At 64.6% G+C, this 20,798-nt stretch carries 22 protein-coding genes and 1 tRNA gene; 9 read left to right on the plus strand and 14 right to left on the minus strand.

The features are described from left to right. Nucleotides 1-396 precede the first annotated feature (396 nt). Nucleotides 397-488, plus strand: a tRNA-Ser gene (locus JWR89_RS15060). A gap of 75 nt (nt 489-563) precedes the next feature. On the opposite strand, the gene JWR89_RS15065 is transcribed toward JWR89_RS15060, so the two are convergent. Beyond that, on the minus strand, nt 564-866 hold the full coding sequence (locus JWR89_RS15065) for a hypothetical protein (protein WP_299717497.1): 303 nt from the start codon (nt 864-866) through the stop codon (nt 564-566). 146 nt (nt 867-1,012) lie between these two features. Here JWR89_RS15065 and JWR89_RS15070 point away from each other — a divergent pair, with 146 nt between their 5' ends. Then, a complete protein-coding gene (locus JWR89_RS15070) occupies nt 1,013-2,170 on the plus strand; it encodes an AAA family ATPase (RefSeq protein WP_299717499.1) in 1,158 nt (385 codons plus the stop codon). An 81-nt stretch (nt 2,171-2,251) separates the two neighbouring features. On the opposite strand, the gene JWR89_RS15075 is transcribed toward JWR89_RS15070, so the two are convergent. Then, nucleotides 2,252-2,521: a hypothetical protein gene (locus JWR89_RS15075; protein WP_299717501.1), complete on the minus strand. Its 270-nt coding sequence runs from the start codon at nt 2,519-2,521 to the stop codon at nt 2,252-2,254. Between the two features lie 872 nt (nt 2,522-3,393). On the opposite strand from JWR89_RS15075, the gene JWR89_RS15080 reads away from it, so the two are divergent. Further along, nucleotides 3,394-3,780 (plus strand): hypothetical protein, encoded by a 387-nt coding sequence (locus JWR89_RS15080; protein WP_299717503.1) that lies wholly within the window; start codon nt 3,394-3,396, stop codon nt 3,778-3,780. 118 nt (nt 3,781-3,898) lie between these two features. Here the strand turns inward: JWR89_RS15080 and gatB are convergent, their stop codons facing one another. The 8 genes from gatB to JWR89_RS15120 form a co-directional block, all read right to left on the minus strand. After that, nucleotides 3,899-5,383: an Asp-tRNA(Asn)/Glu-tRNA(Gln) amidotransferase subunit GatB gene (gatB, locus tag JWR89_RS15085; RefSeq protein WP_299717505.1), complete on the minus strand. Its 1,485-nt coding sequence runs from the start codon at nt 5,381-5,383 to the stop codon at nt 3,899-3,901. Nucleotides 5,384-5,463: 80 nt separating this feature from the next. Continuing rightward, nucleotides 5,464-6,852 (minus strand): patatin-like phospholipase family protein, encoded by a 1,389-nt coding sequence (locus JWR89_RS15090; protein ID WP_299717507.1) that lies wholly within the window; start codon nt 6,850-6,852, stop codon nt 5,464-5,466. A 192-nt stretch (nt 6,853-7,044) separates the two neighbouring features. Beyond that, the gene (locus JWR89_RS15095) at nt 7,045-8,142 is read right to left on the minus strand and encodes a histidine kinase dimerization/phosphoacceptor domain -containing protein (protein ID WP_299717509.1); all 1,098 of its coding nucleotides are present in this window, start codon (nt 8,140-8,142) and stop codon (nt 7,045-7,047) included. Between the two features lie 110 nt (nt 8,143-8,252). Beyond that, the gene (gene gatA / locus JWR89_RS15100) at nt 8,253-9,731 is read right to left on the minus strand and encodes an Asp-tRNA(Asn)/Glu-tRNA(Gln) amidotransferase subunit GatA (RefSeq protein ID WP_299717511.1); all 1,479 of its coding nucleotides are present in this window, start codon (nt 9,729-9,731) and stop codon (nt 8,253-8,255) included. Next, the gene (locus JWR89_RS15105) at nt 9,732-9,950 is read right to left on the minus strand and encodes a hypothetical protein (RefSeq protein WP_299717513.1); all 219 of its coding nucleotides are present in this window, start codon (nt 9,948-9,950) and stop codon (nt 9,732-9,734) included. It lies immediately after the preceding gene. Nucleotides 9,951-9,966: 16 nt separating this feature from the next. Next, nucleotides 9,967-10,254 (minus strand): Asp-tRNA(Asn)/Glu-tRNA(Gln) amidotransferase subunit GatC, encoded by a 288-nt coding sequence (gene gatC, locus JWR89_RS15110; protein ID WP_299717514.1) that lies wholly within the window; start codon nt 10,252-10,254, stop codon nt 9,967-9,969. A 70-nt stretch (nt 10,255-10,324) separates the two neighbouring features. Then, nucleotides 10,325-11,401, minus strand: a complete 1,077-nt coding sequence (locus JWR89_RS15115; protein WP_299717515.1) for a nitronate monooxygenase family protein — start codon at nt 11,399-11,401, stop codon at nt 10,325-10,327. Between the two features lie 86 nt (nt 11,402-11,487). Beyond that, nucleotides 11,488-11,712: a hypothetical protein gene (locus tag JWR89_RS15120; RefSeq protein WP_299717517.1), complete on the minus strand. Its 225-nt coding sequence runs from the start codon at nt 11,710-11,712 to the stop codon at nt 11,488-11,490. A gap of 44 nt (nt 11,713-11,756) precedes the next feature. Between JWR89_RS15120 and ruvX the strand changes: the two genes are divergently transcribed. Beyond that, nucleotides 11,757-12,248 carry a Holliday junction resolvase RuvX gene (ruvX, locus tag JWR89_RS15125; RefSeq protein ID WP_299717518.1) on the plus strand — a complete coding sequence of 164 codons (492 nt, stop codon included), beginning with the start codon at nt 11,757-11,759 and terminating at the stop codon, nt 12,246-12,248. A 2-nt stretch (nt 12,249-12,250) separates the two neighbouring features. After that, a complete protein-coding gene (locus JWR89_RS15130; RefSeq protein ID WP_299717520.1) occupies nt 12,251-13,177 on the plus strand; it encodes an AEC family transporter in 927 nt (308 codons plus the stop codon). A 2-nt stretch (nt 13,178-13,179) separates the two neighbouring features. Here JWR89_RS15130 and JWR89_RS15135 read toward each other — a convergent pair whose 3' ends face one another. Next, nucleotides 13,180-13,965, minus strand: coding sequence for a CPBP family intramembrane glutamic endopeptidase (locus tag JWR89_RS15135; protein ID WP_299717522.1), 786 nt, complete (start codon nt 13,963-13,965; stop codon nt 13,180-13,182). Next, entirely contained in the window at nt 13,962-15,608 is a 1,647-nt protein-coding gene (locus tag JWR89_RS15140) for an acyl-CoA dehydrogenase family protein (protein WP_299717524.1), read from the minus strand. The genes JWR89_RS15135 and JWR89_RS15140 overlap by 4 nt, the downstream gene beginning before the upstream one ends. Nucleotides 15,609-15,806: 198 nt before the next feature. On the opposite strand from JWR89_RS15140, the gene JWR89_RS15145 reads away from it, so the two are divergent. From JWR89_RS15145 to plsY, 3 genes are read left to right on the plus strand one after another with little or no spacing between them, the layout of a single operon-like run. Then, the gene (locus JWR89_RS15145; RefSeq protein WP_299717526.1) at nt 15,807-16,760 is read left to right on the plus strand and encodes an aspartate carbamoyltransferase catalytic subunit; all 954 of its coding nucleotides are present in this window, start codon (nt 15,807-15,809) and stop codon (nt 16,758-16,760) included. Between the two features lie 4 nt (nt 16,761-16,764). Continuing rightward, nucleotides 16,765-18,066, plus strand: a complete 1,302-nt coding sequence (locus tag JWR89_RS15150; protein ID WP_299717550.1) for a dihydroorotase — start codon at nt 16,765-16,767, stop codon at nt 18,064-18,066. Nucleotides 18,067-18,072: 6 nt separating this feature from the next. Continuing rightward, a complete protein-coding gene (plsY, locus tag JWR89_RS15155) occupies nt 18,073-18,660 on the plus strand; it encodes a glycerol-3-phosphate 1-O-acyltransferase PlsY (protein WP_299717528.1) in 588 nt (195 codons plus the stop codon). Between the two features lie 26 nt (nt 18,661-18,686). Here plsY and JWR89_RS15160 read toward each other — a convergent pair whose 3' ends face one another. After that, nucleotides 18,687-19,145: a hypothetical protein gene (locus tag JWR89_RS15160; RefSeq protein WP_299717530.1), complete on the minus strand. Its 459-nt coding sequence runs from the start codon at nt 19,143-19,145 to the stop codon at nt 18,687-18,689. A gap of 117 nt (nt 19,146-19,262) precedes the next feature. On the opposite strand from JWR89_RS15160, the gene dprA reads away from it, so the two are divergent. Beyond that, nucleotides 19,263-20,381 (plus strand): DNA-processing protein DprA, encoded by a 1,119-nt coding sequence (gene dprA, locus JWR89_RS15165; protein WP_299717532.1) that lies wholly within the window; start codon nt 19,263-19,265, stop codon nt 20,379-20,381. Between the two features lie 6 nt (nt 20,382-20,387). On the opposite strand, the gene JWR89_RS15170 is transcribed toward dprA, so the two are convergent. After that, nucleotides 20,388-20,768 carry a helix-turn-helix domain-containing protein gene (locus tag JWR89_RS15170; protein ID WP_299717534.1) on the minus strand — a complete coding sequence of 127 codons (381 nt, stop codon included), beginning with the start codon at nt 20,766-20,768 and terminating at the stop codon, nt 20,388-20,390. Nucleotides 20,769-20,798: the final 30 nt, after the last annotated feature.

Consider the following 20,798-nt stretch of genomic DNA (forward strand, 5'->3'; position numbering starts at 1 on the left):
TGATTGGCGGAACCGCCTAACTTACTGCTTTTAAAAGGGTTTTTAAAAGAGGCGCGTAACGCCCCGTGTGTGTCTGTTTATGCGTGCATCGCACAAGGACACACGCATCACGGGATTAAACCTCGAATCCCGCTCACGCACGCTGCGATTCGCGGAAGTGCTTGCGTCACTGGTTGGCCGGGAAAGGTCTGATCGGCCGATTGCTGTTGATAAGCAGCCCCCCAGGCGCGCGTTTCCGCATGGCGCGCAGCGTCGCTCCAGCTCGCGCAAGGGCGGTCCGTACGAGGTACACCCCGCCCGCCCCCGCCGATCGGTGCGAATTTCAGGGACGGAACGTGGTGAGCAGCGATCTTGCGCTTGCGGCTGAAGGCCACCTCGGGCATATCCAGCCATGATGGAGCTGTGGCCGAGTGGCTGAAGGCACCGCTTTGCTAAAGCGGCATACCTTTTACCGGGTATCGAGGGTTCGAATCCCTCCGGCTCCGCCAATTATCTGCTGATATCTTGCCGGTAAGCTTGGCATTCGCCGGACATCGTCCGGCGATCGCCTCATCGGCTCCGTTTCACCAGGTCTGATTGTGCGAATTGTCGCCATACCCGTAGCCATACCCCTGATACGATGGCGCTCCGTAGGTCACGGAGCCGCCACTGATGCTGCCAAAGGCCTCGCGCGGCGCGGTGCGGGCGTGATGCCGCCGGCGCGCCGCGCTGACGTCGGTGGCGGAGATCGCGGCCTGGCCGGTGGAGAATGAAGCAGCCGGCGCAGCGATCGCTGCAGGCGGCGCAGTCGCCGACAGGGCGGCGGCGACAACGGCCAGAGCAACACTCGGGCCCATGGAAGAAATCAAACCTTTTTTCATCGACATAGCTGTTTCCTTGTCGTGCTCTGGCGCCAGCGGCGTCTGTGATGATGGGTGACAGGTGAAACATCGGGTTGCACAGGTCCGACACAAGCGAAATGCTCGTCACAAGCCCGTGACGCCGATCACGAACAAGTAACAGATAGCGCCGCATGCTGACTCGCCTCGCCATCTCCGGCTATCGTTCGCTGCGCGACGTGCGCATCGTCCTCGGCCCGCTCAACGTCGTGACCGGCGCCAACGGCAGCGGCAAGTCGAGCCTGTACCGCGCCCTCAAGCTGCTGGCGGACATCGCGCAGGGCCGCATCATTCAATCCCTCGCGGCAGAGGGCGGATTGCAATCGACGCTATGGGCGGGGCCCGAATCCTTTTCACGCGCCATGAAGACCGGACGGCAAAGCGTGCAAGGCACCGTCCGCAAGAGTCCCGTCAGCCTGAAGCTGGGCTTCGGCGGCACGGACTATGGCTACGCCATTGATCTCGGCCTGCCCCTGCCCGACTCGACGTCCAAATTCTCCAGCGACCCCGCGATCAAGTCGGAGAACCTGTGGACCGGCGAGATGATGGGGCGCTCCAACGTGTTCGCCACCCGCAGCGGTCCGGGCGTCCGGATCCGCGACGATAGTGGCGCGTGGCGGCTGGCTTACGAGCATCTGTCGACCTTCGACAGCATGATGACCCATTGCAGCGATCCGCACGACGCGGTCGAACTACTGCGGCTGCGCGAGCAGATGCGCGACTGGCGATTTTATGACCACTTGCGCACCGATCGCGACGCCCCCGCTCGCAAGCCGCAGGTTGGCACCTATACGCCGGTACTGGCCGGAGACGGCGCCGACTTCGGCGCGGCCGTGCAGACCATCCGCGAGATCGGCGCCAGCGATGAGATGGACGAAGCCGTTGCCGACGCCTTTCCAGGCGCGCGCATCGAGGTCACCAGCCAAGGCGGGATGTTCGAACTGGAGATGACCCAGCACGGCCTGCTGCGGCCGCTGAAGGCATCGGAGCTGTCGGACGGCACGCTGCGCTATCTCCTGCTGGTGGCAGCCTTGCTGTCACCGCGGCCGCCGGCACTGATGGTGCTGAACGAGCCGGAGACCAGCCTGCATCCCGACCTGCTCGCGCCGCTGGCACGGTTGATCGCACAGGCCGCGAAACGCTCGCAGATCGTGGTCGTCTCCCATGCCGCGGCCCTGGTGTCCGCCCTCGATGCCGAGCCGGACAGTCGGCAGATATTTCTGGAGAAGCGTTTGGGCGAGACCGTCGTGCTGGACGGCGTGCCGCCATCATGGACGTGGCCTACGCGCTGAGAGGCAACTAAAGAAGTCGAGGCCCGGTGCCGACGAGTTCACCGCGTTGTTGGACGGTGCGGTTGGCGGAGCCTGCACCCGTCAGTGGACGGTGTTCATCCAGGCGCGGGCTTCGCGCTGGGCGGCGGCGATCTCGACCTCGGACATCATCTCGGCGACCTCGCGGCGCATCGCAATGGCATCGACGCGGCCCTTGAGCGCCGCGAGATTGAACCACTTGTGCGCGGCGATCAGATCGACGATGCCGGAACGGCCGCTGGCCCAGTACAACCCGCGTTCGAACAGCACGTCCTGGATGGCGGTCGCCTCGATCGGCGTGGCCGAGCCGAAATCAATCGTTCCCTGAAACATCGTTCTATCCTTTTTGGTTTTGCCGCCCTGATCCGAGCGCGGCTCCTGTCCGTTATTCGATGCAATCCCAACCGCCGTTTGCCGGCTTGTTGGGATCATCATGACCGATAAAATTTGAAGAGCAGTTTAATCATCGCGATGAATCGACTGTGAACAGGCGCGGCTTCTCGGCGCGCGCTGCGATGCAAAAACCAGTGTTTGCAGGGCTTTTCCGCGAAATCGCGGAATCGGTTTACCTTGCCGGTTGGCGATGCCGTAACCATCGATGCAGGGAGGCGGCGGCAATACCTGCCTGCGGCAAGCCCGGCGCAAAACACCGACGGCGGTCGTGCCGCAAACGGCTGAACGAAATGGTCTCGGGGAAATGGGAAATCGATCGTGCCGGGGATCAACCGCACCGGCAGAAGACGAGGGCGTCGGCAACACGTCAGGATCAGATCTCATGGCGGAGACCGCTTGAGACTGCGGACCAATGATCCGCACCGAATAAAGAACACCAATAACGAGTACTGCGTTCCTTGCCGAACCGTTTCGCGGGTAGAGCACGCCCTGCCCTGAAGTACGGTACAGCCGTTTGACCTGATGTCTCGCCGACACCCTCTGTTCGCCGACCAGGCCCCGCCTTCAAATCCGCTTCGAGAAGCAAACTCTCGTCGAGGCTCTCGTGACGTCACCGGCGTCGCCGCCGGCAGATATTCTCAGGAGAAGAAGTTACTTCTTCTTGGCAACCTTCTTGGTCTTCTTCGCAGTCTTCTTCACCGCGCTCTTGGTTGCCTTCTTCACTGCCTTCTTCGCCTTCTTAGCTTTCTTGGCCATGGTGCCCTCCGATAGTGTTGAGATGGCTTAATCGCTGCGTGCACCCGAGAATCGAAATGCACTACATCTCGAATACACCAACAAATTCAAAAAAACAGTGTCCGCTTAAGGAAGTGTTGATGACGTCATGGCGCCGTTCGCCCTACGCGCTCAGGGACAACTCGCATTGCGCCTTCGCAGCGATGCGAATAATGCGCGAAAACCCTACGTTTTCGATTGTCAAGATTGCAGGAAATGCCTGTGCTGCGCAGCTATTCGAGATTCGTGATATCAATCAACTACACAAACGGCCGGCATCGCCGACTCACGCCGAGAAGCTGAAAATGGGAGTCGCGGACTCTGAGTCGGGATTTTTGGCAATAAATAAATTTTCAGAAAAATCGCATTTGCGACTTATCGGCGCCCGGCGCAACCCGATTTTTTGCCGGATTTCCGATGGCTGATTCGTGGTTCGCTTGTCGGACTTGCGACGCATCAGCGTCCGCTGGACGACATTCGACGACGCCATCGACCATCAAAACGATGCCGCTCGCGCGGCATCGGCAGCACATCCGGTCGCCGTCAGAGGCCGAGCTTGCTCTTCAAGAGGTCATTGACCGACTGCGGGTTGGCCTTGCCGCCCGACGACTTCATCACCTGGCCGACGAACCAGCCCATTAGCGCTGGCTTGGCCTGCGCCTGCGCCACCTTGTCGGGGTTGGCGGCAATGATGTCATCGACCACCTTCTCGATCGCCCCCATGTCTGTGACCTGCTTCATGCCGCGCGCTTCCACCAGCGCGCGCGGGTCGCCGCCTTCGGTCCACACGATCTCGAACAGATCCTTGGCGATCTTGCCGGAGATCACCTGCTCGCCAATTAGATCGACGATGTCCGCGATCTGCGCCGCCGACACCGGTGACGTCGCGATATCGCGGCCTTCCTTGTTGAGCCGGCCGAACAGTTCGTTGATCACCCAGTTGGCGGCCAGCTTGCCGTCGCGCGCCTTGTCCTTGAGCCCGTCGAGCACCGCCTCGAAGAAGTCGGCGCTCTCGCGCTCGCTGACCAGCACCGCGGCGTCGTAGGGCGTCAGCCCGACTTCACCGATGAAGCGCGCCTTCTTCTCGTCCGGCAGTTCCGGCAGGTCGGCCTTCAGCGCCGCAACGTATTCCTCGCTGAATTCCAGCGGCAACAGGTCGGGATCCGGGAAATAGCGGTAGTCGTGCGCCTCTTCCTTGGAGCGCATCGAGCGGGTTTCGCCCTTGCCGGCGTCGAACAGCCGCGTCTCCTGATCGATCGAGCCGCCGTCCTCGAGCACGCCGATCTGACGCCGCGCCTCGTAGTCGATAGCCTGGCCGATGAAGCGAATCGAATTGACGTTCTTGATCTCGCAGCGGGTGCCGAGCGGATCGCCGGGGTGCCGGACGGAGACGTTGACGTCGGCGCGCAGGCTGCCCTTTTCCATGTCGCCGTCGCAGGTGCCGAGGTAGCGCAGGATGGTGCGCAGCTTCGACACGTAGGCCTTGGCCTGCTCGGATGAACGCAGGTCCGGCTTGGAGACGATCTCCATCAGCGCCACGCCGCAGCGGTTGAGATCGACCAGCGTCATCGTCGGGTTCTGGTCGTGCAGCAGCTTGCCGGCGTCCTGCTCCAGATGCAGCCGCTCGATGCCGATCGCTATGCTGCCACCGTCGGGCAGGTCAACCTCGACCACCCCCTCGCCGACGATCGGCGATTTGTACTGGCTGATCTGATAGCCCTGCGGCGAGTCCGGATAAAAGTAGTTCTTGCGGTCGAAGGTGGAGCGGCGATTGATCTGGGCCTTCAGCCCGAGGCCCGTGCGCACCGCCTGGCTAACACAATGTCTATTGATGACCGGCAGCATGCCCGGCATCGCCGCATCGACCAGCGACACATGGCTGTTCGGCGCGCCGCCAAATTCGGTGGAGGCACCGGAGAACAGCTTGGAGTTAGAAGTGACCTGGGCGTGGACTTCCAGCCCGATCACGATTTCCCAGTCGCCGGTGGCGCCCTTGATGAGTTTCGACGGTTTGACAGGTGCGTTCATAGGCGGCTTTTACTCCGATGGCGGGGGCGAGAAAACCCCCTGCGGCGTTTTCCGGCGCCGCTCGCACAGCAATCGAACGCTCACAGCCCCCGGGCAAATGCCTGAAAAATCGGGCTGGCGCGCAAGGTGTCGCGGCCGGCGGCGATGACGTCGTCGACCTGGCCCTGCGGCAGCTGGAATCGGGTCGGCACGGCTTCCAGCACGGCGGCCCGCTCCGGCTCGAGCTGGTCGAAGCCGAGCCGGCCGATAAAGAACTGCACGTTCTTGCAGTCCCAGCCGGGCTTGGCGCCGTAGCGGGCGCGTTCGGCGCCCGACAGGCCGCAGCGCCATTTGATCATCGAGGCCTGCCAGTCCTTCATGGTGCGATCGAAGGCGGAGTAGCTGGCGCCGACGCTGGAATCCATCGTCGTGTCGATCGCCGCCTTCAGCATATCGACGCCGTCGGGGCCCTGCACGGTCTTGACCCAGTCGCCGGAGATGCCGGCCTTGGAGTCGATCACCAGGAACATCGCGCGGCGCAGCTTCACCGCCTGCTGCGGCGTCAGCGGCCCATAGGCGGTGTCGGACGATTCCCGCGCGATAGTGAAGCCGGAGATGCCGTAATTATCGACCAGGCCGCCGTCCATCAGCTTCAGATAAGGCACCGCGCCTTCGCGGTAGCGCATCACGGCCTTGGCGTAAGAACCCAGCATCGGTGAGGAATTGCGGTTGGCAGCGGCCTTGGCGATCCAGGGCGGCAGCGGATCGTGGCAGGTGCCCGGATAGGCCTTGATCACGGCCGGCGCAAAGGCGATCGGCACCGCGGCCGATGCCGCGACCGCGCTCGACAGCGGGTACTGGCTGAGGTCGCTGCAGATCGCGGTGAAGGCCGTGGCGTCGAACACAAACGGCACATGGTTGTAGATATCGGACGCGTTGATCCAGACCCGCGGCGATCCGACATTGCGGAACTGGCCGAAGGTGACGTTGTCGAACAGATGCGCGTCGAGCCATTTGGTGAAGGCCGTGGAATCGTTGATGCCGCCACCCAAAGCGCGGCCGATGGTACCCAGCGACAGCGTGGTCTGCAGGCCCTCCTCCGCATTGAGCAACAGGAAGCGCTCGCGGAAATCGGTCAGCGCCTCGCGCTTCTTCAGGCCGAAATAGGCCGCGGTCACCGAGCCGCCCGACACGCCGGAAATGAAATCGATGCGGTCCAGCATCTTGTCCGAGGCATGCGGCATCGGGGTGTTGTCCATCTCCTGCAACACGCCGAACGAAAACGCCGCGGCGCGGGTGCCGCCGCCGGAGAACGACAGGCCGATCAACAGATCGTCAAGCGCGGCGGGGTCCGCGAAGCCGATGGTCAAGTGATCGACGACGCCGGCGGAGCCCAGCGGCACATTGAGGGGAATGTTGTAGACCGACGCGCATCCCAGCAGCAAAGCGGCGCTCGTGACGATGACACCGAATGAACCCAACCTGCTCATTAGACTTCCGCTCGCGCCTTCCGCCGATCATGTCCGCCGACTTGCCGGGTGGGCCAAGTCAGTGACGACCGTGCGTTTCGGAAAGCTTTCAACACATCGTAAGGGAAACTGTTGCCATTTGATGCAAAACGGCAGGGAGGACGCATATGCGTCGGGATCATGGTTATTGAAAGACTAAGCCCCGGCGCCGGATCAGTTCGGCGGCGTGCCTGGCACCGTGTCGAACACCAGCGTGAACCAGGTGCCCTGCCCGCGAATGCTCACGGCGTTGAACTTCACGTTCGGCGCATTTTCCTTCAGCGTCTGCAGGATCAGCGCGCCGAGCTTGCGCGGCGACGGCCATTCCTGGCCCTCGCCCAGGCCAACCCCGTCGTCGGAAACCACCACGGTAACGCGGCCATCTTCGAGCTTGCAGATCAGCTTCAACTGACCGCCGGCACGGCCGACGAACGCGTATTTTAGCGCATTGGTCAGCATCTCGTTGACCAGCAGGCCCGCGGGCATGGCGACGTTGATCGACATCGGGCAATAGCCAACTTGAACGTCGAGTTCGATACCCTGCGGGGCATTGGCGGCCATGACGGCCGTTGCAACGTCGGCGAGGTACTGGCCGAGATCGATATCCGCGGTGGCGTCTTCCGCCGACAGCGTCCGGTACAACACCGTCAGCGCGTCGATCCGGCTGGCCAGCCGCGCCAGCGCCACGGACTCGCCCTCCGCAGCCGAGCGCGCTTCGATGCGAACCAGCGCGGTGACCAGCTGTAGGTTGTTTTTCACGCGGTGCTGCAGCTCGCGCATCAGCATGTCGCGGTCGCGGATCTGGTTCTCGAACTGCTCGATCTGCGCCCGTTCGCGGCCGCCGACATCGACCAGCGCGGCAATCCGAAAGTTCTCGACGCCGTCGTCGCTCTCGATCACCGAGGCATAGGCCTGCACGATGACCAGGCGATCGACCGGTCCGGCCGGGCGGAACACGCCGATAAAATCCTCGCCGTCGCGGATCGCTTCGCCGAGCGTTTGGGCTGGATTGTCTTCGTTGAGGAAGCCGTCGAGGCAGGTCCAGCTTTGGCCCTCCACGTCGGAAACCATCATGGACATCAGGATTTCAAACGCCTTGTTGGCGTAGACGACCTGCTGCTCGCTGCTGGAACCGCGCGAGATGGCGATGGCGACGGGAACATGGTCGAGCAGATGCTTGTAGCGATCATTCTCGATCGCCAACGCAAGCTTGGACGAACCCAGAATCTGGTCGACCTGTTGGGAGGACGGGAGACCGTCGTCGGCGCTCATACGCGTACCATGCTCATGGACAAACCATGACCAAGCCTTCCATAAAACGCAACGTCAAAGCTGCAACACTCGGGCCAGATTTATGCCGGCCCGATTATTTGGCGCAGATATCAGGCCCACCACTTCGGCGGCGTGAATCGCCCCGAGGCCTGCTCGATGGTCTCGCCGAGCGAAAACAGCGTCTCTTCATCGAAAGGCCGGCCGATCAACTGCAGCCCGAGCGGCAGCCCCTGGGCATCCTTCCCGGCGGGAACCGCGATGCCGGGCAAGCCCGCCATGTTCACGGTGACCGTGAAGATGTCGTTCAGATACATCTCGATCGGATCGGCGCCGCCCTTCTCACCAATGCCGAACGCCGCCGAGGGCGTCGCCGGGGTCACGATGCCGTGGATGCCGGTGGCGAAGCATTCCTCGAAGTCCCGCTTGATCAGCGTGCGGACCTTTTGCGCGCGCAGGTAATACGCGTCGTAGTAGCCCGCCGACAGAACATAGGTTCCGATCATGATACGGCGGCGGACTTCGGCGCCAAAGCCTTCGGCGCGGGTATTCTCGTACATGTCGCCGATGTTGCGGCCGGGCACGCGCAGGCCGTAGCGGACGCCGTCATAGCGCGCCAGGTTTGACGACGCTTCGGCCGGCGCCACGATGTAATAGGCTGGCAGTGCGTACTTGGTGTGCGGCAGCGACACGTCGATCAGTTCCGCACCGGCGGCCTTGAGCTGCGCGGCGCCGTCCATCCAGAGCTTTTCGATTTCGGCCGGCATGCCGTCGATGCGGTACTCCCGGGGAATGCCGATCTTCATGCCCTTCACGGACTTGCCGATCGCGGCCTCATAGTCCGGCACGGCGCGGTCCACCGAAGTGGAGTCCTTGGGGTCGTGGCCAGCCATCGAGCGCATCAGAATGGCGGTGTCGCGAACCGTGCGCGCCACCGGCCCCGCCTGGTCGAGCGACGAGGCGAACGCCACGATGCCCCAGCGCGAACAGCGGCCATAGGTCGGCTTCAGTCCGACGATTCCGGTGAAGGCCGCCGGCTGGCGGATCGAGCCACCGGTGTCGGTGGCGGTCGCGCCAAGGCACAGACCCGCGGCCACGGCGGAAGCGGAGCCACCGGACGAGCCGCCGGGGACGAGATTGACGTCCGATCCATCGCGCCGCCACGGATTGACCACCGGCCCGAACGCCGAGGTCTCGTTCGCCGAGCCCATGGCGAACTCGTCGTTGTTGAGCTTGCCGAGCATCACCGCGCCGTCGCGCCAGAGCTGCGAGGTCACGGTGGATTCATAGGGCGGAATGAAGTTGCCAAGGATTTTCGAGCACGCGGTGGTGTGAACGTCCTTGGTGGCGAACAGGTCCTTGATGCCCAGCGGAATGCCGGCCAGCGGGCCAGCCTCGCCTTTCGCGATAGTCGCATCGGCCGCCGCGGCCATCGCGCGGGCATGCACTGGCGTTTCCAGCACATAGGCGTTCAGCACCCGCGCGTTTTCGACCGCCACGATATGCGCATCGGTCAATTCGACCGACGTGAAGGATTTTTTCGCGAGACCGTCACGGGCCTCCGCGAGCGTCAGCGACGTCAGGTTTGTCATCTATTTATTGACCGGGCTGCAGAAGAACGGAGAGAGCGTCTTGTCGTTTTCCGGCGCATCGCGGCGGAGTTTTTCGGAGGCGAGATCGGCGGCCTGCAGCTGGTCGAGCACGGCGTCGAGTGCCTTGTCGGCATCGACGATCTTGCCCTGCTTCTCCATGGCGTCGAGGTAATCCATGTAGAGCTGATAGGATTTTTCATCGTCGCAAAGCATGCACATGCGATGTTCCCGTCCGTTATTCCACGACCTTGGGGACCAGGAAGAAATGGTCCTCGGACTCCGGCGCGTTCGCCGTCACCTTGTCGACGATCTCGCCATCGTTGACGATGTCTTCGCGCTTCTTCATGTCCATCGGCATCACCGAGGTCATCGGTTCGACGCCCTCGACGTTCACTTCCTGCAGCTGCTCGACAAAGGCCAGCATGGCGTTCAGCTCGCCCTGCAGATGGGGAACCTCGGCGTCAGTAACCGCGATCCGCGCGAGATGCGCGATACGGCGAACGGTGGCGGCATCGACGGACATATAGGGAGCCTCGGGGCGGAATTCAGCCCGCCGTATAGCAGACGGAGGTTTCGCGCCGCAACCACGCCCCTCAGCCGGCCAGTTGCTGCATCCGCGCCAGCGCCGACGCTGCCAGCGCCCGGGTCAGCTCGGCGGCGGGCATTTCGCCCCCCATACGCACCGCCTGCCCGGCCCACAGGTTGGTGAAATCCACCCGGCCGAGCTTCTCGGCGGCGGCCTTCAGCGGGCCCAGCGCCACCGCAGAATGCGGAAACGCCGGCGCATCGGCCGAGATCGGCCCGACCTCGCGCATCACCCGGTTGATGACGCCGCGTGCCGGGCGCCCGGTCATGACATTGGTGATGACGGTGCCGTCATCGGCCGATTCGGCCAGCGCCGCGCGGGCTGGTCCGCTCACCTTGGATTCCGGGGTGCGCAGGAAGGCGGTGCCGAGTTGCACCCCGGCGGCGCCCAGCGCAAAGGCCGCCGCAATGCCGCGACCGTCGGCAATGCCGCCGGCGGCAATCACCGGCAGCTTCACCGCATCGACCACCTGCGGCAGCAGCGCGAACAGACCGGGCTGGGTGGTGATGTCCGAGGTCAGGAACATGCCGCGATGGCCGCCGGCTTCGGCGCCCTGTGCGATAATGACGTCGGCGCCGTTGTGCTCCAGCCAGACCGCTTCGCGGACGATGGTGGCCGACGCCAGCACGATGCAGCCGGCGGCCTTGACCCGTGCCAGCAGCGAAGGCTCCGGCAGGCCGAAATGGAAGCTGACCACTTCAGGCTTCAGCTCTTCCACCAGCGCGCACATCTCCTCGCCGAAGGGAGCACGGTTGGCGACAGTGCTGGGCGCATCAACGGGCAGTCCGAGTTCGGCGAAATAGGCCGACAGCCGCTTGCGCCATCCGGCCTCGCGCTGCGGGTCGGGTTCGACGCCGGTGTGGCAGAAGAAATTCATGTTGACCGGCGCCGATACCCGCTGCCGCACAATATTGACCTGTTCGCGGGCCTTCTCCACCGTCACTGCTGCGCAGGGCAGCGACCCCAAGCCGCCACCCTGCGCAACGGCGATTACCATGTCGGTATCGACCGGCCCGATCATCGGCGCCTGTACAATGGGAAATTCGATCTTCAACAGATCGATCAGCCTGCGGTTGGGCCACATGTGGACGCTCGTTCAATAAAGGGAGGGATCGGCGCGCGCATCGTTGCCGGGCCACACTCAACCTAGCACAACCTCATTGCGGCGAGCTATGCGCTGGCGCGAGGGATGAGCAACCACTTGCGCAGTGCGACCCCGGCCCAGATCGCCTCCACCAGCCCGAACGGCCAGGCGCCCTGCAGGAAGCCGTACAGCGAGCCCAGCCCGCAGGCGCCGGCAAAAGCCAGCACGTACCAGCGGCTGCGGTCCTCCAGCGTGTAGCAGACCAGCATGGCGGTGACAGCGAACAGGCCGAACAGGGTAAGGGCGTCCATGGAGGAATTTTCCTATTGGCCAACAAGCGTGTTATGCGGAGCACATGCCTGCACTCATCCTACCATTGGTCGAGGCCGCCGCGCACTGGCCGGCGCGCGGTGCGCTGATCGGCCTTGACCTCGGCACCAAGACCATCGGCGTCGCAGTGTCCGACCCGGATCGCCGGCTGGCGACCGGCGTCGAGACCGTCGAGCGCACCGCCTTCAAGGCCGATGCCGCGCGGCTGATCAAACTCGCGAACGAGCGCCAAATCTGCGGCTTCGTGCTCGGCCTGCCCATAAACATGGACGGCAGCGAGGGCCCACGCGCGCAATCGACCCGCGCCTTCGCCCGCAATTTCTCCAAGCTGACCGAACTGCCGATCGGGTTCTGGGACGAGCGTCTATCGACCTCTGCCGTAGAGCGCGAACTGATCGCCAACGACGTCAGCCGTGCCAAGCGCGCCAAGGTGATCGACGAACACGCGGCGATCTTCATCCTGCAGGGCGCGCTGGATCGCCTCGCCGCACTGCTGCGCTCGCCGGATATCCGCTGACCATGCTGACAGCGTTCGCGGCCCTGGTCCCGGTGTTCCTGCTGATCGTGCTCGGCCACATCCTGCGCCGCGCTCTGCTGACCCAGGATGTGGTGTGGGTCGGGCTCGAACACCTCGTTTATTACGTGCTGTTTCCCGCGCTGCTGATCGACACCCTGTCGCGCGCCAACCTCGCCTCGGTGCCGATCGCCGGAGTCGGCGGCGCGTTGCTGCTGTCGGTGCTGCTGATGTCGGCGCTGTGCCTGGCGCTGCGGCCTCTGCTGGTACGGTGGCTCGGCATCGACGGACCGGCCTTCACATCGGTGTTTCAGGGCGCGACGCGATGGCAGACTTTCGTGGCGTTGTCGGTGGCCGGCAACCTGTGGGGCGATCCGGGCGTCACGCTGGCGGCGGTCGGCATGGTGGCGATGATCCCACTCCTCAATATTCTCGCCGTCTGGGTGCTGGCGCATTACGCCTCGCCGCGGCGGCTGTCCTGGCCGAACCTGCTGCTGACCATCGCCAAGAGCCCGCTGATCTGGGCCTGCATCGTCGGTCTCGCCATCAACCTGATCGGCTTGCCCGTCCCCAAACCGCTGCATGAATTCGCCGATGCGCTCGGTCGATGCTCCCTCGCCATGGGCCTGCTGGTGGTCGGCGCCGGACTGAAGCTCGACGGCCTGCGCCGTCTGGGCGGCGCGGCGATGCTCACAGTGGTGCTGAAGCTGGCGGTGATGCCGGCCATGGCGATCGCGCTCGGCATGGCGTTCGGCCTGACCGGCACCAGCCTTGCGGTCGTTGCGTGCTGCGCCTCGGTGCCGTCGGCCTCGAACGGCTACATCCTCGCCCGCCAGATGGGTGGCGACGCGCCGCTACTGGCGCAGATCCTGACGCTGCAAACGCTGCTCGCCGTACTCACCATGCCGGTCGTCATTGCGCTGGCGGCGTAACTTCAGGGGTAAGTGGCCAGCCAGAAGCTCTGCACCGTGGCCGCCGAGTTGTTCAGCCCGTGGACGAATATTGTCAGCCAAATCGAATGGCTGCGGTAACGCAGCCAGCCGAGCAGCAGCCCGATGGAGAAGATTTCGCCGAAAAAGAACCAGTCGTACTGCATGTGCATCGCGGTCCACACCGCCGACGACAACACGATAGCGCCCCACGGCCGCAAAAACGATTCCGACCAGCCGCGATACAGGAAGCCGCGGACGAAGAACTCTTCAGTCACCGGCGCGGCCACGCAGAACGCAATCACCAACAGCCAAAGCGCGCCGTCGGCGCGGGCCGATTTCAGCACGTCCAGCATGAAGCCCGGCGAGGAATCGCGGCCGATGGCGCGGGCCAGCAAGTCCCACCCCGTCACCAGCACGATCAGGCAGACCGAACCGAGCACGAAATGCTTCCATGAGGCGCCGCGCAGCGCCAGGTAGTCGGCGAACGGCATCCGGGCCCACCAGGTCGCCAGCCACAGCGCCAGGCAGACCGCCGGCAGTCCCATGATGACGGACATCGAGATGGTGGTGCCATTGGCCAGCGTCGTCGTCAGCAGCGATGCGTCCAGTGGCGCATCCTTCACCAGCAGGTAGTAGGCGACCACCGTCAACTGGCCCACGAACATCGCGGCAAAGGCGAACAACCCCCACAGGCTGGTGCCGACGAACTTCCACACCCGCGGCGGCCTCTTCGCCGGCGGTGCTTCGACGGGAGCGACAGGGACGAGCGGCGTTTCCAGCGACGTCATTGCGGCAGCGCCCGCTCGAGCAGGCCGCGGCACTGCGCCTCGCTCAACTCCGCCGCGCCATACATGGTGCCGCGCGCGCTATCGAGCCGTGTCCTCGCGAACAGTTCGGCATGGGCGGGGTGCACGAGGTTCAGCGCCGCGGTGGCAGCCAGCAGCGCCAGCGATTCCACTGCCTGCCGCGCCACCCGCTCGCTGTCGGTCCTCAACAATGTCCCGATCACGAACGACGCCGCCTCCGACGCGCCCGGCAATCCGCGGGTCTCATCGACCAGCGTCTGCAGCACCGCGATCGCGCCGTCGCCCTCGCGCGACAGCGCGCGCAAAACGTCGAGGCACATTACATTGCCAGAGCCTTCCCAGATCGCATTGACCGGCGCTTCGCGGTAGTGCCGGGCCAGGATGCCCTCCTCGACATAGCCGTTGCCGCCCATGCACTCCATCGCCTCGAACAGGAAGCCCGGCGCGCTCTTGCAGACCCCGTATTTGATCGCCGGCGTCAGCAGACGCATATAGGCGGCTTCCGCGGCATCTTCCGGCGCGCGGTCGAACGAATGGCACAGCCGCATTACCAGTGCCGTGCAGGCTTCGACATGCAGCGCCATGTCGGCGAGCACGCTCTGCATCATCGGCTGATCGGCCAGATGTTTCTGGAACACGCTACGATGCCGGGCGTGATGCAGCGCATGCGCCAGGCCCGAGCGCATCAGACCGGCATTGGCGACGGCGCAATCCTGCCGCGTCAGTTGCACCATCTGGAGGATGGTGCGGATGCCCTTGCCCTCGTCGCCGACACGCAGCGCGTAAGCATCCTTGAATTCCACTTCGGACGAGGCGTTCGAGCGGTTGCCGAGCTTGTCCTTGAGCCGCTGGAATTCGATGGCGTTGACCGAACCGTCCGGCCGAAACCGCGGCATGAAGAAGCAGCTCAGCCCGTCACCGGCCTGCGCCAGCACCAGGAAGGCGTCGCACATCGGCGCCGACATGAACCATTTGTGGCCTTGGATTCGGTAGGCATCGCCGTCGCGGGTGGCCGCCGTGATGTTGCTGCGCACATCGGTACCACCCTGCTTCTCGGTCATGCCCATGCCGAGGGTCATGCCGCGCTTGGCCGTCCACGGCGCGAAGCGCGGATCGTAATGGCGGCTGGCGATCATCGGCATCGCCTGCGCGAGCACGTCCGGTTGCGACGCCAGCGCCGCCACCGCGGCGCGGGTCATGGTGATCGGGCAGAGATGCCCGGTCTCGACCTGCGCCGCCATATAGAATTTTGCCGCGCGCGCGACTTCCGACGCCTTGCCGGCCGGCTGGCCGTCCTTGCTCCAGGTCGAATTGTGAATGCCGGCGGCAACCGACTGCGCCATCAACTCGTGATAGGCCGGGTGAAACTCGACCTCGTCGCGGCGGTTGCCGCGGGCGTCGAAGGTTTTCAGCTTCGGCGGGTTCTCGTTGGCGAGGCGACCGCGCGCCGCCATCGCAGCCGAACCCCAGAGCTGACCGAATTCGGAATGCTCCACATAGGCCGACGATCCCTCGTTCAGCGCCACCGCCTCCACCAGCGAACGATCGGTCGCGAACAGGTCGATGTCCTCGAACGGCGGCGACTGGTTCAGCGCCTCGGTCGTGGCGGCGGTATCGTGCGTCATGGATGGATTCCGGTCCCGAATGGATTCGGCGCAGTTTACGCGCATCGGCAGCGATTTCACACGGGCTGCAATCGCGGCGACTTTGCGGCGATTTTTGCTGACGGGGTTTACCCTTCTGACGACAGACCGGGGGATAACCCGGAACCGGCCGATTGCCGCTTGCCCCGCTTTTGAACTCTGCCTATAGCTCTTGCTTTAATGACCCTTGCAACGAAATCGACGTTTGTCCTCGGCCACCGGCATTTGCTGGGCATCGAGGGCCTTTCCGCCGCGGATATCACCGGCCTCCTCGACCTGTCCGAGGAATATGTCGAGCTGAACCGCCAGGTCGACAAAAAGCGCACCAGCCTCCGCGGTCGCACCCAGGTCAACCTGTTCTTCGAGAACTCGACGCGGACCCAGTCCTCGTTCGAACTGGCCGGCAAGCGGCTCGGCGCCGACGTCATGAACATGTCGGTGACATCGTCGTCCATCAAGAAGGGCGAGACGCTGATCGACACCGCGATGACGCTGAATGCGATGCACCCGGACATCCTCGTGATGCGCCACCACGCCTCCGGCGCGGTCGAACTGCTGGCGCGCAAGGTCGATGGCTCCGTCATCAATGCCGGCGACGGGGCGCACGAGCATCCCACGCAAGCGCTGCTGGATGCGCTGACCATCCGTCGCAACAAGGGCCGGCTCGAAGGGCTGGTGATCGCGATCTGCGGCGACGTCCTGCATTCGCGCGTCGCGCGGTCCAACATCCTGCTGCTCAACACCATGGGCGCCCGCGTCCGCGTGGTGGCGCCCTCGACGCTGCTGCCTCCGGGTATCGAGCGAATGGGTGTCGAGGTATTCCGCGACATGCGCGAGGGGCTTGAAGGCGCCGACATCGTGATGATGCTGCGGCTGCAGCGCGAGCGCATGAACGGTTCGTTCGTGCCCTCCTCCGCCGAGTATTTCCAGTATTTCGGCCTCGACCAGAAAAAACTGGCCTACGCCAAGCCCGACGCGCTGGTGATGCATCCCGGCCCGATGAATCGCGGCGTCGAAATCGACTCCATCGTCGCCGACGGTGCGCAATCGCTGATCCGCGAACAGGTCGAGATGGGTGTCGCCGTCCGCATGGCCGTGCTTGAAGCGCTTGCGCGCAACCTCCCGAATGCGTGATCCCATGCTGACCGACCGCCGCCCCATTTTGCTTGCCAACGCCCGCCTGATCGATCCGTCGCGCAACATCGACGGCCCCGGCGACGTGCTGATCGCCGACGGCGTGATCCGCGACGCCCGCCGCGGCATCGGCGCCGCCGGCGTGCCGGAGGGCACCGACATCGTCAACTGCGCCGGCATGATCGTGGCGCCCGGCCTGGTCGATATGCGCGCCTTCGTCGGCGAGCCCGGCGCCAACCACCGCGAGACCTTCGCCTCCGCCAGCCGCGCGGCGGCGGCCGGCGGCATCACCACCATCATCTGCCAGCCCGACACCTCGCCGGTGATCGACAATCCGGCCACCGTCGATTTCGTGCTGCGGCGCGCCCGCGACACCGCCATCGTCAACATCCATCCGATGGCGGCGTTGACCAAGGGCATGCAGGGCCTTGAGATGACCGAGATCGGTCTGTTGAAGGCCGCCGGCGCCGTCGCCTTCACTGATTGCGATAGGAGCATCACCAACGCGCAACTGATGCGCCGCGCGCTGACCTACGCACGCGATTTCGACGCGCTGATCGTGCACCACACCGAGGACCCCGACCTGGTCGGCGAAGGCGTCATGAACGAGGGCGAGCGCGCCTCGCGGCTTGGCCTGATCGGCATTCCCAACGCTGCCGAAGCCGTACTGCTGGAGCGCGACATGCGCCTGGTCGCATTGACCGGCGGTCGATACCACGCGGCCTCATTGACCTGCATCGAGTCGATCGAGGTGCTGCAGCGCGCCCGCGACGCTGGCCTGCGCGTCAGCGCCTCGGCCTCGATCAACCATCTCACGCTGAACGAAATCGACATCGGCCCGTACCGCTCCTACCTGAAACTGTCGCCGCCGCTGCGCACCGAGGACGACCGCCAGGCGCTGGTGGCTGCGGTCGCCTCCGGCCTGATCGACGTCATTATGTCCGACCACAATCCGCAGGATGTCGAGACCAAGCGGCTGCCGTTCGCCGAGGCCGCCCCCGGCGCGATCGGGCTGGAAACCATGCTGTCGGCCGGGTTGCGCCTGATCCATAGCGGGGAACTGGACTTCACCCGGCTGATCCGCGCCATGTCGACGCGGCCGGCCGAATTGCTCGGCCTGCCCGGCGGATCGTTGCGCCCCGGCGCTGTCGCCGACATCATCGTCATTGACGCCGACGTGCCGTGGGTGCTGGATCCCGCCGACCTGAAGTCGCAATGCAAGAACACGCCGTTCGACGAGGCCCGCTTCACCGGCCGCGTCGCGCGCACCATCGTCGGCGGACGCACGGTGTATGAACATGTGTAGGTCGTCATGATTGTCGTTTATGTATTCGCCGCCGCGCTCGGCTATTTTCTCGGCTCGATCCCGTTCGGGCTGGTGCTGACCAGGCTCGCCGGCACCCAGGACATCCGCACCATCGGCTCCGGCAACATCGGCGCCACCAACGTGCTGCGCACCGGCCGCAAGGGCCTCGCCGCGGCGACGCTGCTGCTCGATGCGCTGAAGGGCACAGTGGCCGTAATCATCGCCGGTAGCGTCGGCGGACCCAACGCGGCAATGGTCGCAGGTCTCGCCGCCTTTCTCGGCCACCTGTTTCCGGTCTGGCTCGGCTTCAAGGGCGGCAAGGGGGTCGCGGTCTATATCGGCATCATGCTCGGGCTGTTCTGGCCGGCGGCGCTGGTATTCTGCATGGCCTGGCTGGCCTGCGCCTTTGCCTCGCGCTACTCGTCATTTGCTGCGCTGACCGCCAGCGCCATCACACCGATCTTCCTGTGGTGGGCCAAGGCCCCCAACCTGGCGGTGCTGGCGACGGTCCTCACCGCCCTGCTATGGTTCATGCACCGCGAAAACATCAAGCGACTGACGGCCGGCACCGAAGGCAAGATCGGCGCGAAGTAGCAAGAAGCCAACGTGCGACGCCCGCTCTAGAACACCCGCGCGCCTTGCCTTGCGCCGAGATCGAATTCCCAGATCTCGACGCCGGGGCCGATCAGATGGCCGTTGTTCCTGATGTAGTGGGAGATCAAACTCACCTTCGAATGCGGATGAAGGTGTTTGAGCACGAACAGGATCTTCCGATAGTCCCTTGGCGCTACGCTGAACAGCAGCATCGCCTCGTTCATGCCCCTGATCTTCGCACTCGGCGGATTGCCGGAAGCGGTCCAAGTGTATGATTTGCACTCCACCAGGATGCGTGGACTGGCGCTGCCCAGGTCGAAGCGCTTGTTCTTCCGCAGTTTGTAGCCGACGGGCACAACGAAATTGCGGGCCAGCACCACGCCTTCGGAGTGAAAGAAGATCTGCGCGGCTTCCTCAAATTCACGACCGACAGCGGCGTTGCTCGAAGCGCCAACCCGCTGGTAGTTGTTGAATTCCAAAAGCATTGCTGTCACTGCACAGAAGCCGTCCCGCGGCCTCACCCCTACTCTCGCACCCTCCGTGCGAATGTCAATTGAACACATCCTGAAGTTGCGCAATGCTGTTCGTCGGAGGGGCAGCATTTGGACAGCAATACATCGGGCACAGCACACCTCACGGACGCCCAGCGCATCGACTGGCTGCGGCTGATCCGCAGCGATAATGTCGGCCCGCGCACGTTCCGTTCGCTGGTCAATCATTACGGCAGCGCTCGCGCGGCTCTGGAGCGGCTGCCGGATCTGGCGCGTCGCGGCGGGGCCACGCGTCCCGGCCGGATTGCCAGCGAAGACGACGCCCGGCGTGAACTTGCAGCCTGCCGCAAGATCGGCGTCGCGCTGCTGGCGCCCGGTGAAGCCGGCTATCCGCCTCGCCTGGCCGGCATCGAAGACGCGCCTCCCCTGCTCGGCGTCCGCGGCACGGCCGACGCCTTGATGCGGCCGATGATCGCCATTGTCGGCTCGCGCAACGCCTCCGCCGCCGGGCTGAAATTCGCAGCGAAGCTAGCGCATGATCTCGGCGACGCCGGCTTTGTCATTGCCTCCGGCCTAGCCCGCGGCATCGACCAGGCCGCGCATCGCGCCACCGTCCGGAGCGGCACGCTGGCGGTCCTCGCCGGCGGCCACGACAAAATCTATCCACCGGAGCACGAGGACCTGCTGTTCGCGATCCTCGAACAGGGCGGAGCGATCTCGGAAATGCCACTCGGCCATGTGCCGCGGGCACGGGATTTTCCCCGCCGAAACCGACTGATCTCCGGCGCTTCGCTGGGCGTCGTGGTGATCGAGGCCGCGCATCGCTCGGGCTCGCTGATCACGGCCAGGAGCGCCGCCGAACAGGGCAGAGAGGTGTTTGCCGTGCCTGGCTCGCCGCTCGACCCGCGCGCCGCCGGCACCAACGATCTCATCAAGCAGGGCGCGGCCCTGATTACCGAGGCCGCCGACGTCATCAACGCCGTCACGCCGATCATGGAGCGCCCGGTGGAACTGCCAAGCCGCGAGCCCGACGATATCGCTTCCTTCGACGAGCCCGATCATAGCGACCGCGCGCGGATCGTCGCGCTGCTCGGGCCGAGCCCGGTGGGCATCGACGACCTGATCCGCCTCAGCGGCACGTCGGCCGCGGTGGTACGCACGGTGCTGCTGGAGCTCGAACTCGCCGGCCGTCTCGAGCGCCATGGCGGCGGGCTGGTGTCGATGATCTGAGCAAGCTCAGCCGGTCGAATTGCGGCCGTCGAAATTCTGTCGCGCGGTTTCAATGTCCGGCTGATGCTCCTGCGCCCAGGCACCCAACGCCATCACTGGCAAGCTCAGGCCACGGCCGAGATCGGTAAGTTCGTAATCGACCCGTGGCGGGACGGTCGGAAATACCGTGCGGGTTACGAGGCCGTCGCGTTCCAGCCCGCGCAGGGTCAGCGTCAGCATCCGCTGCGAGATGCCGCCGATCATGCGCTTGAGTTCGTTGAAGCGGCGCGGCCCGCCGCCGAGCAGCATGATCACCAGCACGCTCCATTTGTCGCCGACCCGCGACAGCACCGCCGCGACGCCGCGGCAGTCGCTGCCGAGATGCGCGTTGGGCGGAAGGACAGGCACATCGATGTGCTCGGGTTTCAAATCTGTGCC

This window comes from Tardiphaga sp. (assembly GCF_028290785.1).
In the GTDB taxonomy this organism is placed as follows: domain Bacteria; phylum Pseudomonadota; class Alphaproteobacteria; order Rhizobiales; family Xanthobacteraceae; genus Tardiphaga.